Source organism: Pseudomonas syringae (assembly GCF_023278085.1).
In the GTDB taxonomy this organism is placed as follows: Bacteria; Pseudomonadota; Gammaproteobacteria; order Pseudomonadales; family Pseudomonadaceae; genus Aquipseudomonas; species Aquipseudomonas syringae_Q.
Map to the genome: position 1 here is coordinate 4,532,857 of NZ_CP066265.1, position 11,792 is coordinate 4,544,648.

An 11,792-nucleotide genomic window follows, 5' to 3' on the forward strand; every position below is an offset into this window, starting at 1 on the left:
CTTACCGTTGCAGCCTGGGATATAGCGTATCGTCCCAAAAATAAATCCTCTAATAAAAACATCTTTGCATGCTCGCTGATTACACCACTGGGAGCGCAGCGGCACTCTGGCGATCTTGCGCTCGCTACGGCGTGCCTGCCAAAGGGCAAACGTTTCCAACTGACGATGCGAGGTGACAGGTGTCTCAAGAACAGCTCATAAAAGTGCTCGATGAAAGTTACCGACATTGGACCGGCCACGGACTGCCGTCGCCTCGACAACTGGACTCGCAACAACGCCTCACCTGGCTGCATAGCCAGGCGCCCTACAGCCTGTTGGCCCACGATGGCGCCGCAGACCCGCGTTTTACCTACGTGAACGAATGCGCGCTGCAATGCTTCAAGTACCCGCGCGACAGCTTCATCGGCATGCCCTCACGTTTCAGCGCCTCGGAGCTCGATCGCGCTGCGCGCCAGGTATTGCTGGAGCAAGTCACCGCCAATGGCATCGCCGAGGGCTACAGCGGCTGGCGAGTGGATGCGGATAATCAACCGTTCATGATCTATGCGGGTGTGGTGTGGACCTTATTGGACTCGCAGGGCCAGGCGTGCGGGCAGGCGGCGTTGTTCTGGCCGGATGAGCAGCGTATCGGCGTTCTGGATTAAGGGTTTTCGGAACGGTTGTCTCCCCCCTGCTTGAGCAGACAACCTCACCAACCACCTTGTCCAGAGGCATCGCCCCACGCTCCATCCTGCCGATTCGGTCACGCAGAAGTCCCCGCTTTCCAGTGCAGATTTATCCCTGCCCCTGACTTTTCACGGCCGGTCCATTGGCTGTTGACAACCCTGGGTGACGTGAACTGAAGGCGACAACATGACCTCCGCTGACTTGCCAATGTTCGACAATGAACGTCAGGACTTCGTCCAACAAAAAAGGCGTCCCGAAGGACGCCTTTTTTGTTGGGCTCAAAACGACTGTTCTTGAGTCCTGATTTTCTACCCTGATGCAGCTGGGCGAAAATGGTCGGGGTAAGGGGATTCGAACTCCTGACATCCTGCTCCCAAAGCAGGCGCGCTACCGGACTGCGCTATACCCCGATGATGCTAAAAAACACCTCCGAGGAGGCGTTTTCTATTTGGATGACGCTTGTGGCGTCACTCCCTAAGATCCAGCCAGATACAAACCAGCTAAAAATGGTGGGTCGTGTGGGATTCGAACCTACGACCAATTGGTTAAAAGCCAACTGCTCTACCAACTGAGCTAACGACCCAAATATGGTCGGGGTAAGGGGATTCGAACTCCTGACATCCTGCTCCCAAAGCAGGCGCGCTACCGGACTGCGCTATACCCCGACTGAAACTGCATTGAATCTTGCGAAATCTGGCTCCACGACCTGGACTCGAACCAGGGACCCAGTGATTAACAGTCACTTGCTCTACCAACTGAGCTATCGCGGAACTATCGATTTCAGATTCAACTTTACAACCTGTAGCCTTGAAACCAGCTTGCTGTTAACTCGTTGATTTCAATCTCATCGACCTTTGCGCTTCGTTTGTATCGTTGCGTTCACGTCTCTGAGGCGCGCTATTCTACAATTTTAAAAACACCTGTCAACCCTATAAATTGCTTTTTAAGACAATGATTTGCGATTTTTTTTCAGATGGCCTTTCGGGCCCGATTTTACGGCTGACTGCCCGGATAGGCAAAGGGCTCTCATGCCGAGAGCCCTTCTATATAGACGCAGACGAGTGAATCAGCCAAACACGATCTCGTCGTCGACCACCTTGCCGGTGATGCTGCTGCCAGGCTCGAAGCCGCCCGACAGGATCAGTTGCGCCAGCGGGTTCTCGATCCAGCGCTGGATGGCGCGTTTCAGCGGCCGTGCGCCATAGACCGGGTCGTAACCAACGGCAATCAGCTTGTCCAGCGCCTCAGGGCTCAGGACCAGCGTCAGCTCGCGCTCGGCCAGACGCTTGCGCAGACGGCCCAGCTGGATGTCGGTGATACCGGCGATCTGATCACGCGCCAGAGGCTCGAAGATCACCACTTCATCGATCCGGTTGACGAATTCCGGACGGAAGTGAGTGCCGACAGCATCCATCACCGCTGCACGTTGCGCCTCACGATCACCGACCAGTTCCTGGATCTGCGCAGAGCCCAGGTTGGAGGTCATGACGATCACGGTGTTGCGGAAATCCACTGTCCGCCCGTGGCTGTCAGTCAAGCGTCCGTCTTCCAGCACCTGCAGCAGGATGTTGAAGACATCCGGATGCGCTTTCTCGACCTCATCGAGCAAGATCACCGAGTACGGCTTGCGACGCACGGCTTCGGTCAGGTAACCGCCCTCTTCGTAACCGACATAGCCCGGTGGTGCACCGATCAGGCGAGCCACGGAATGTTTCTCCATGAACTCGGACATGTCGATCCGCACCATCGCCTCTTCGGTGTCGAACAGGAATTCGGCCAGTGCCTTGCACAGCTCGGTCTTACCGACACCGGTCGGGCCAAGGAACATGAACGAGCCGCTTGGACGATTCGGGTCAGACAACCCGGCACGCGAACGACGCACAGCATTGGAGACGGCAACCACTGCCTCTTCCTGGCCAATGACCCGGTTGTGCAGCAGGGTTTCCATGCGCAGCAGCTTGTCGCGCTCGCCTTCGAGCATCTTGGACACCGGAATACCCGTCCACTTCGAGACGACTTCGGCAATCTCTTCTTCCGTTACCTTGCTACGCAGCAGCTGGTTCTCCGACTTGCCGTGCTGGTCGACCATTTGCAGGCTGCGCTCCAGGTCCGGAATGATGCCGTACTGCAACTCGGCCATGCGGTTCAGGTCACCCCGACGACGCGCGGCTTCCAGCTCCTGACGGGACTGCTCGATTTTCTGCTGGATCTGCGCCGAGCCAGTGACTTCGGCTTTCTCCGAGGTCCAGATCTCTTCAAGGTCGGCATACTCCAGCTCAAGCCGCTGGATCTCACCCTGAAGTTTTTCCAGACGCTTGATGGCCGCTTCGTCCTTTTCCTTCTTGAGCGCCTGGGCTTCGACTTTCAGCTGAATCAGACGGCGCTCCAGACGGTCCAGCACTTCTGGTTTGGAGTCAATTTCCATACGAATACGGCTGGCCGCTTCGTCAATCAGGTCGATGGCCTTGTCCGGCAACTGACGGTCAGTGATGTAGCGATGGCTCAACTTGGCCGCCGCGATGATCGCGCCATCAGTGATCGCAACCTTGTGGTGCACTTCATAGCGCTCTTTCAGGCCACGCAGGATCGCAATGGTGTCTTCCTCGCTCGGCTCGTCCACCAGCACTTTCTGGAAGCGACGCTCAAGCGCGGCGTCCTTCTCTATATATTGGCGGTACTCGTTGAGCGTGGTGGCACCCACACAATGCAGCTCGCCACGGGCCAACGCAGGCTTGAGCATGTTGCCCGCATCCATCGAGCCTTCGCCTTTGCCGGCGCCGACCATGGTGTGCAGCTCGTCGATGAACAGGATGATCTGGCCTTCCTGCTTGGACAGCTCGTTGAGTAGCGACTTCAGGCGCTCTTCGAACTCGCCACGGTACTTGGCACCGGCAATCAGCGAGCCCATGTCCAATGACAGCAGACGCTTGCCCCGCAGGCCGTCTGGTACTTCACCGTTGATGATGCGCTGCGCCAGCCCCTCGGCGATGGCGGTTTTACCCACGCCGGGTTCACCGATCAACACCGGGTTGTTCTTGGTGCGGCGCTGCAGGACCTGAATGGTGCGACGAATTTCGTCATCACGGCCGATCACCGGATCGAGCTTGCCCTCTTCGGCGCGCTTGGTCAGGTCGACGGTGTACTTGTCCAGTGCCTGACGCGACTCTTCAATGTTCGGGTCATTCACGGCACCTTCGCCGCGCAGGTTGTTGATGGCATTTTCCAGCGCTTTCTTGCTGACGCCCTGGCCCAGCAACAATTTGCCGAGCTTGCTGCTTTCATCCATTGCCGCCAGCAGCACCAGCTCGCTGGAAATGAACTGATCGCCTTTCTGCTGCGCCAGACGGTCTGCCTGATTGAGCAGGCGCGCCAGGTCCTGCGACATGTTGACGTCGCCGGTCGGGTTCTGGATTTTTGGCAGCCGGTCGAGCTCGGCGCTGAGTTCCTTGCGCAGGCTGTTGATGTCGAAGCCGACTTGCAGCAGCAGAGGCTTGATGGAGCCGCCCTGCTGTTCCAGCAACGCCTGCATCAAATGCGCAGGCTCAATGGCTGGGTGGTCGAGGCCAACGGCCAGCGACTGGGAATCCGATAACGCTAACTGTAATTTACTGGTCAATCTGTCGATACGCATTAGTCACCTTCCTTTTAATGCAGGCCGGAGCAATGAACACACCTATAAAGAAAACCTGCTTGATAGCCAGTTAGATGCGGACGATTCTGCGTGTTTCAAGCGAGCACGGGTTGATACAGATCAGACGAGCATCAGGCAAGCCTAGCTGGCCTGCGCAAAACAGCCTGCAATCAGGCGTGTTCGATCCAGATCAGCGAGGCGAAGCGGCCGGTACGGGCGGCGCGGCGGTAGGAAAAGAAGCGTGAATCAGTGAACGTATCCAGCCCGCCGCCATACACGGCAGAGATACCGTGGGCAGCCAGTCGCAACCGGGCAAGCGTATAAATGTCGGCCATGAAACGATCAGGATTCGAACTGGCGACAAATGCCTCGGCGGTTTGAGGATGGCTGTCTGTAAACGCCTCGCGCACCTCCGGGCCGACTTCAAAGGAACGCTGACCGATGGCCGGACCGAGCCAGACCAGGATGTCTTGCGGATCACTCTGCAGGCTGTCCGCTGTCGCTTCCAGCACACCCGCCGCCAGACCGCGCCAGCCTGCATGCGCGGCAGCGACACGCGTACCGTCGCGGCGGCAGAACAGGGCCGGCAGGCAATCGGCGGTCATGATGGTGCACGCCACGCCGGGGCTGCTTGTCCAGCTGGCATCGGCTTCGACGACACGGGAAGGGTCGGCATGAGCCACGTTCACGCCATGTACCTGGCGTAACCAGGCAGGCTGAACATTCAGATGAGTGGTCAGGCGCAGGCGATTGCTCGCCACGGCCTCTGGGCTGTCATCGACATGATCGCCCAGATTGAAACTGTCGAACGGGGCCAGACTGGCTCCGCCCGAACGAGTGGTAACGCACGACTTGATCTGCGCTGGCGCGGGCCAGTCAGGTATCAGCCAGTCATTCACCCGATGAACGCCTCGCGATCCTGCTTGAGCAGCGACAGCAACCAGACGAAATCATCCGGCAGTGGCGATTCCCAGCTCATGCGCTTGCCGGTGATCGGGTGATCCAGCTCCAGGAAGCGCGCATGCAGTGCCTGACGCGGGAAGGTCTTGAGTGAATCGACCATGGTCAGGCTGGCGGCTGGCGGAATGCGGAAACGACCGCCGTAAGCCGGGTCGCCGACCAACGGATAGTTGATGTGCGCCATGTGTACGCGAATCTGGTGCGTGCGGCCGGTTTCCAGCTTGACCCGCACGTGCGTGTGCGAACGGAAGCGCTCCAGCACGCGGTAATGGCTGACCGCCTGCTTGCCGCCTTCCATGACCGCCATGCGCTGCCGCTGCTGGCCGTGACGACCGATAGGCGCGTCGATCTTGCCGCCTGCGGTCACCACGCCGATCACGATGCACTCGTAGATACGGCTGACACTGCGACTCTGCAACTGGGTCACCAGTTGTGTCTGCGCCTGAATGGTCTTGGCGACCACCATCAGACCGGTGGTGTCCTTGTCCAGACGATGCACGATGCCGGCACGCGGGACATTGATGATGTCCGGCACGTGGTGCAGCAAGGCGTTGAGCAGCGTGCCGTCGGCATGACCGGCAGCCGGATGCACCACCAGCCCTGCGGGCTTGTTGATGACGAGGATCTGGTCGTCTTCGTAGATAATGTCGAGCTCAATGTCCTGAGCGACCCATTCACCCTGGGCCTCCTGCTCGGCAATCAGCTCGAGAACAGCACCACCATGCACGATGTCACGAGGGCGCAGAACGCCTCCGTCCACAGTCAGGCGGCCGTCCTTGATCCAGGCGGAAAGGCGCGAGCGCGAGTGCTCAGCGAATAATTGTGCGGCGACTTGATCGAGGCGTTGACCGCCCAATTCGGACGGCACCTCTGCGCGAAGTTCTATATTTTCGGACATGACCAGACTAGGTGGCGGCTAGCCTTTGGTTTCGGCAGCGCGCTTGTGGTTAAATACGGCGTCTTTTGTCCCGCCGGTATCGCGGGGCGCTCATCATAACAGGACGGCCCCGCCCAAGACAGCAGGCCGTTATAGGGACGCAAGCCGCCATGCAAGTGAAACACCTGCTGCTGATCGCCATCCTCGCATTGACTGCGGCCTGTTCGTCGAAGGAAGTCATCGACGAAAACCTCAGCGAAGTCGAGCTGTACCAGCAGGCGCAGGCCGACCTGGGAAATAATAGCTATAACAGTGCCACTGAGAAGCTCAAGGCGCTGGAATCACGCTATCCGTTCGGTCGCTACGCTGACCAGGCCCAGCTCGAGTTGATTTACTCGAACTACAAAAACGGTGAACCCGAAGCAGCCAAATCCGCTGCCGAGCGTTTCATCCGCCTGCATCCGCAGCACCCGAACGTCGACTACGCGTATTACATGAAGGGCCTGACCTCCTTCGACCAGGACGTCGGCCTGCTGGCTCGCTTCCTGCCGCTGGACCAGACCAAACGTGACCCGGGTGCTGCGCGTGACTCGTTCAACGAGTTCGCCCAGCTGACCAGCCGCTACCCCAACAGCCGCTACGCGCCTGATGCCAAGCAACGCATGATTTACCTGCGCAACCTGTTGGCGTCCTACGAAATCCACGTAGCCGACTACTACCTGACCCGTCAGGCCTATGTCGCCGCCGCCAACCGCGGTCGTTATGTAGTGGAAAACTTCCAGGAGACGCCTTCGGTGGGCGACGGTCTGGCAGTCATGGTCGAGTCTTACCAGCGCCTGCACCTCGACGACCTGGCTGCTACCAGCCTGGAAGTGCTGAAGACCAACTACCCGAACCACCCGCAACTGGCTGACGGCAAGTTCACCCCGCGCCAGGCTGAAGCCGACAACCGCTCGTGGCTGTCGAAAGCGACGCTGGGCCTGATCGACGGCAGCGCGCCGCTGCCACCGGGCCAGACCCGTGCCGATCAGGACATCAAGAAGCAGTATCAGGACGCCAAGGACTCGATCCCGAAAGAGCTGTTGCCGGAAAATCAGGCAGAGCTGGACGAGCAGGCCGAGAAAGAAGCTGAAGAGAAAGGCACCAAGAGCCGTTCCTGGTTCAGCTACATGACCCTGGGTCTGTTCGACTGATCCTGAGCGTGTACAGAAAGAGGCCTTCGGGCCTCTTTTTTTATGCATCACATTAGCCACTGTGCGCCCGCTCGCGGCTTGGCTACACTGCGCCATCGTCAATCACTAAGCGGGTAGTCATGATTCGCCTATTAATGTGGGTCGCGTTGATCGCGGCGGTGATCTGGTTCGTCAAACGCCTGATCAACCCTCCCAAGCCAAAGCCCCGCCAACAGCCGCCTGAAATCGATGCTGCACCGATGGTGCGTTGCGCCCATTGTGGCGTTCACTCCCCTCGCGACCGCGCATTGAGCCAGGGACAGCACTGGTATTGCAGCGAGGCACACCGGCTGGAAGGCCCAGCGGCACGTGACCGCTGAGACGCCCCACCTTGCCAGCCCACAGGCGCAGCGGATTCTGCGCCTGTATCACCTTTATCGACTGACCATCGGCGTCGTACTGGTGCTGCTGATCTCCAGCAGCCTGGAAACCGAACTGTTGCAACTGGCCAATCCGAACCTGTTTCGCTCGGGTTGCTGGCTGTACCTGGTGTTCAATATTCTGGTCGTGGTGTTGCTGGAACGGCCTACACGCCAGGCGCATCTGTTCAGCCTGGCGATGGTCGACGCCATCATGCTGTCCGGTCTGTTCTACGCGGCGGGCGGCCCGTCCAGCGGCATTGGCAACCTGCTGATCGCCTCGGTGGCCATCAGCAATGTGCTGCTGCGCGGCCGCATCGGCCTGTTGATTGCCGCCGTGTCTGCCATCGGCATCATTTACCTGACGTTCTACATCAGCTTCGGCACGCCTTCGGTGTCAAACGACTACGTGCAGGCCGGTTCTCTGGGGGCACTGTGCTTCGCCGCTGCGCTGCTGGTGCAGGCGCTGACCGCGCGCATGCAGACCAGCGAAGTGCTTGCCGAACAGCGGGCAGCGGACGTCAACAGCCTGGAAGAACTCAACGCTCTGATCCTGCAACGCATGCGCACCGGCATTCTGGTACTGGACGCCCGCCGTCAGGTGCTCCTGGCCAATCAGGGCGCACTGGCTTTGCTTGGCCACGAGCGGCTGGTCGGTCAGGTTATCGACGCTTACTCGCCGCAGCTGGTGGAGCGCCTGCGTCAGTGGCTGATCAACCCGATCATGTTGCCACGCAGCATCAGCTCATCTGCAATCGGGCCTGAACTGCAACCCAGCTTTGTCGCACTCAATCGTGGCGATCAGCGCCAGACGCTGATTTTTCTCGAAGATCTCTCGCAAATCGCCCATCAGGCGCAACAACTCAAGCTCGCCGCGCTGGGGCGTCTGACTGCAGGCATTGCTCACGAAATACGCAACCCGCTGGGTGCGGTGAGCCATGCGGCGCAGTTGCTGAACGAGTCGGAAGCGCTCAGCGCGCCGGACCGTCGTTTGGGGCAGATCATTCACGATCAGTCGCAGCGCATCGACCGGGTGATCGAAAACGTCTTGCAGCTTTCCCGGCGACGCGAGGCGCAACCGCAGCTGCTGGACCTGAAAGTCTGGCTGGACGCCTTTGTCACCGACTTCCGCAATTGCGCCCTGCCCAACCAGCTGCTTCATGTGGAGATCCATTCCGGCACGCTGACCACCCGCATGGACGCGGAGCAACTGACACAGGTGGTGACCAATCTGTTGCAGAACGGCCTGCGCTACAGCAGCAAGCAGCACACGTTGGCGCAGGTCTGGCTGAAGCTGCATCATGACCTGAACAGCGACCTGCCCATTCTGGAAGTGCTGGATGATGGGCCGGGGGTCAGCGAGCCGCATTTGAGCAAGCTGTTCGAGCCGTTCTTTACCACCGAAAGCAAAGGCACCGGTCTGGGGCTATACCTTTCCCGAGAGTTATGCGAAAGCAATCAGGCGCACCTGGAATACGCGCACCGACCAGAAGGCGGCAGTTGTTTGCGCATCACCTTCGCCCACCCGTTCAAAACGAGCTGAGCATGAGCCCACGGCAAAAGATTCTGATAGTCGACGATGAGCCGGATATTCGTGAACTCCTGGAAATCACCCTGGGGCGCATGAAGCTCGACACCCGCAGCGCCCGCAACGTGGCCGAGGCGCATGAATGGCTGGCGCGCGAGCCGTTCGACATGTGCCTGACTGACATGCGCCTGCCGGATGGCAATGGCCTTGAACTGGTGCAACACATTCAGCACGGTTACCCCCAGGTGCCGGTGGCCATGATCACCGCTCACGGCAACCTGGATACCGCGATTCATGCGCTCAAGGCCGGCGCCTTCGATTTCGTGACCAAGCCGGTCGACCTCAACCGCCTGCGTGAACTGGTGAACAGCGCGCTGAGCCTGCCCTCCAGCGTTCAACCGGTACGCAGCATCGACAGCCGCCTGATTGGCGATTCGCCGCCAATGCGCACTTTGCGTAATCAGATCGGCAAGCTCGCGCGCAGCCAGGCGCCGATCTACATCAGTGGCGAATCAGGCAGCGGCAAAGAACTGGTGGCGCGCCTGATCCACGAGCAGGGGCCACGTAACGAAAAGCCGTTCGTGCCGGTCAACTGCGGGGCGATCCCCTCGGAACTGATGGAAAGCGAATTCTTCGGTCATCGCAAAGGCAGCTTCAGTGGTGCGCACGAAGACAAGCCCGGCCTGTTTCAAGCAGCCCAGAACGGGACGCTGTTTCTCGACGAAGTGGCTGACCTGCCGCTGGCCATGCAAGTCAAACTGCTGCGGGCGATTCAGGAGAAATCCATCCGTAGTGTTGGCGGTCAGCAGGAACAGGTGGTCGATGTGCGCGTCCTGTGCGCGACCCACAAGGACCTCAGTGCCGAAGTAGCGGCCGGGCGTTTTCGTCAGGACCTGTATTACCGGCTGAACGTGATCGAGCTGCGCGTGCCCTCATTGCGCGAACGCCGTGAGGATATCGACCAACTGGCAAACAGCGTTCTGCGCCGCCTGGCAGGCAAGGATGCGCAACCGGTTGCGCGCTTGCAGGCGCAGGCGCTGGAAACCCTGAAAAACTATCGCTTCCCCGGCAACGTGCGCGAACTGGAGAACATGCTTGAGCGCGCCTACACCCTCTGCGAAAACGACGAAATCCACGCCAGCGACCTGCGCCTGGCCGAGTCTTCCAGCACCCAGGAACACCACGGCGCGAACCTCGCCGATATCGATAACCTGGAGGATTACCTGGAAAGCGTCGAGCGCAAACTGATCCTGCAAGCCCTCGAAGAAACCCGCTGGAACCGCACCGCCGCCGCAGAACGGCTCAGCTTGTCGTTCAGGTCACTGCGCTACCGACTGAAGAAGCTGGGGCTGGATTGAGGATCATGACTACCGTGGCGACGCCCTGCGTCCGATCTTGCATAGGCGGCGCAGCGCAGATTTGTGACGCGGAGCGTCACCCAAGGCATTCCCACGCTGGAGCGTGAGGAACGATAAACGCTGAGCTGGAGCCGTGCGGCACGAGAAGTGTCTGAGCTGAAGCGTGCGGAACGATAAGCGCCCGTGAGAACACTTATCGTGCCAATGCTCCGCGTTGGCATGCCGTTCTGGACGCTCTGCGTCCGATCTTGCGTAGGCGGCGCATGGCAGATTTGTGACGCGGAGCGTCACCCAAGGCATTCCCACGCTGGAGCGTGCGGAACGATCAGTGTCTGAGTTGGAGCGTGAGGAACGATCAGCGTCTGAGCTGGAGCGTGAGGAACGATAAGCGTCCGTGAGAACACTTATCGTGCCAATGCTCCGCGTTGGCATGCTGTTCTGGACGCTCCGCGTCCGATCATGATCGGGAGTTGCAAAACACTGGAGCAGTACTCATTGTGACCCCTTTCCCAAAAAGTCACTTATTGTCCACTGACATCAATGCCAGTAAGCTCCCCCCATGAACAAATCCCTCAGCAATCCCGCAGCAAGCCGTGGCCCGGTCGACCATGAGATTCGTGATCAGATCGTGATTGCGGCCACGGAGCATTTCAGCCAGTACGGTTACGGCAAGACCACTGTCTCTGATCTCGCCAGAGCCATCGGTTTTTCCAAGGCGTATATCTACAAGTTCTTCGAGTCCAAACAGGCCATCGGTGAGATGATCTGCGCCAACTGCCTGAGCGAAATCGAGGCCGAGGTTCGCGCAGCGGTCAACGAAGCGAACAGCCCGCCGGAAAAGCTGCGGCGCATGTTCAAGTCGGTTGTCGACGCCAGCCTGCGGCTGTTCTCACAGGATCGTAAGCTATACGAAATCGCCGCTTCAGCAGCCACCGAGCAGTGGCAGGCGACGCTCATTTATCAACAACGTCTCAAGGAAATCCTTCAGGAGATTCTGCAGGAAGGTCGGCAAACCGGCGACTTCGAGCGCAAGACGCCGCTTGATGAAACAGTCGCGGCGATCTGTCTGGTGATGCGAACCTACTACAATCCGCTACTCCTGCAGCACAGCTTCGATTACACAGACGAAGGCCCCGCCCAACTGTCCAGCCTGGTGCTACGCAGCCTGTCGCCGTAAGCAA

The 11,792-nt window shown here is 59.3% G+C and carries 9 protein-coding genes and 4 tRNA genes; 6 read left to right on the forward strand and 7 right to left on the reverse strand.

What is annotated here, in order from left to right; genetic code table 11:
• Positions 1-203 precede the first annotated feature (203 nt).
• Positions 204-644 carry an MEKHLA domain-containing protein gene (locus I9H07_RS20205; protein WP_024672963.1) on the forward strand — a complete coding sequence of 147 codons (441 nt, stop codon included), beginning with the start codon at positions 204-206 and terminating at the stop codon, positions 642-644.
• 355 nt (positions 645-999) lie between these two features.
• On the opposite strand, the gene I9H07_RS20210 is transcribed toward I9H07_RS20205, so the two are convergent.
• The 7 genes from I9H07_RS20210 to rluD all read right to left on the reverse strand — a co-directional run bounded on the left by I9H07_RS20210 (position 1,000) and on the right by rluD (position 6,155).
• A tRNA-Pro gene (locus I9H07_RS20210) sits at positions 1,000-1,076 on the reverse strand.
• Between the two features lie 97 nt (positions 1,077-1,173).
• Positions 1,174-1,249, reverse strand: a tRNA-Lys gene (locus tag I9H07_RS20215).
• 5 nt (positions 1,250-1,254) lie between these two features.
• A tRNA-Pro gene (locus tag I9H07_RS20220) sits at positions 1,255-1,331 on the reverse strand.
• Between the two features lie 29 nt (positions 1,332-1,360).
• A tRNA-Asn gene (locus I9H07_RS20225) sits at positions 1,361-1,436 on the reverse strand.
• 296 nt (positions 1,437-1,732) lie between these two features.
• The gene (gene clpB, locus I9H07_RS20230) at positions 1,733-4,297 is read right to left on the reverse strand and encodes an ATP-dependent chaperone ClpB (RefSeq protein ID WP_236424932.1); all 2,565 of its coding nucleotides are present in this window, start codon (positions 4,295-4,297) and stop codon (positions 1,733-1,735) included.
• Positions 4,298-4,467: 170 nt separating this feature from the next.
• The gene (gene pgeF, locus I9H07_RS20235) at positions 4,468-5,196 is read right to left on the reverse strand and encodes a peptidoglycan editing factor PgeF (protein WP_236424933.1); all 729 of its coding nucleotides are present in this window, start codon (positions 5,194-5,196) and stop codon (positions 4,468-4,470) included.
• Positions 5,193-6,155: a 23S rRNA pseudouridine(1911/1915/1917) synthase RluD gene (gene rluD / locus I9H07_RS20240; RefSeq protein ID WP_005895286.1), complete on the reverse strand. Its 963-nt coding sequence runs from the start codon at positions 6,153-6,155 to the stop codon at positions 5,193-5,195. The genes pgeF and rluD overlap by 4 nt, the downstream gene beginning before the upstream one ends.
• Positions 6,156-6,304: 149 nt before the next feature.
• Between rluD and I9H07_RS20245 the strand changes: the two genes are divergently transcribed.
• From I9H07_RS20245 to I9H07_RS20265, 5 genes are all read left to right on the forward strand, one after another.
• Positions 6,305-7,327: an outer membrane protein assembly factor BamD gene (locus I9H07_RS20245; protein WP_024672959.1), complete on the forward strand. Its 1,023-nt coding sequence runs from the start codon at positions 6,305-6,307 to the stop codon at positions 7,325-7,327.
• A gap of 119 nt (positions 7,328-7,446) precedes the next feature.
• On the forward strand, positions 7,447-7,686 hold the full coding sequence (locus I9H07_RS20250) for a PP0621 family protein (RefSeq protein ID WP_032606207.1): 240 nt from the start codon (positions 7,447-7,449) through the stop codon (positions 7,684-7,686).
• A complete protein-coding gene (locus I9H07_RS20255; protein ID WP_236424935.1) occupies positions 7,676-9,268 on the forward strand; it encodes a sensor histidine kinase in 1,593 nt (530 codons plus the stop codon). The genes I9H07_RS20250 and I9H07_RS20255 overlap by 11 nt, the downstream gene beginning before the upstream one ends.
• A 2-nt stretch (positions 9,269-9,270) precedes the next feature.
• Entirely contained in the window at positions 9,271-10,611 is a 1,341-nt protein-coding gene (locus I9H07_RS20260; RefSeq protein ID WP_024672957.1) for a sigma-54-dependent transcriptional regulator, read from the forward strand.
• A gap of 559 nt (positions 10,612-11,170) precedes the next feature.
• Entirely contained in the window at positions 11,171-11,788 is a 618-nt protein-coding gene (locus I9H07_RS20265) for a TetR/AcrR family transcriptional regulator (RefSeq protein ID WP_058824392.1), read from the forward strand.
• Positions 11,789-11,792 lie beyond the last annotated feature (4 nt).

What these genes read in the sequence shown, in the direction of transcription:
- clpB (WP_236424932.1), bottom strand. Translation starts at nt 4,297, where the DNA reads ATGCGTATCGACAGATTGACCAGTAAATTACAGTTAGCGTTATCGGAT.
- rluD (WP_005895286.1), bottom strand. Translation starts at nt 6,155, where the DNA reads ATGTCCGAAAATATAGAACTTCGCGCAGAGGTGCCGTCCGAATTGGGC.
- I9H07_RS20245 (WP_024672959.1), top strand. Translation starts at nt 6,305, where the DNA reads ATGCAAGTGAAACACCTGCTGCTGATCGCCATCCTCGCATTGACTGCG.
- I9H07_RS20250 (WP_032606207.1), top strand. Translation starts at nt 7,447, where the DNA reads ATGATTCGCCTATTAATGTGGGTCGCGTTGATCGCGGCGGTGATCTGG.
- I9H07_RS20260 (WP_024672957.1), top strand. Translation starts at nt 9,271, where the DNA reads ATGAGCCCACGGCAAAAGATTCTGATAGTCGACGATGAGCCGGATATT.
- I9H07_RS20265 (WP_058824392.1), top strand. Translation starts at nt 11,171, where the DNA reads ATGAACAAATCCCTCAGCAATCCCGCAGCAAGCCGTGGCCCGGTCGAC.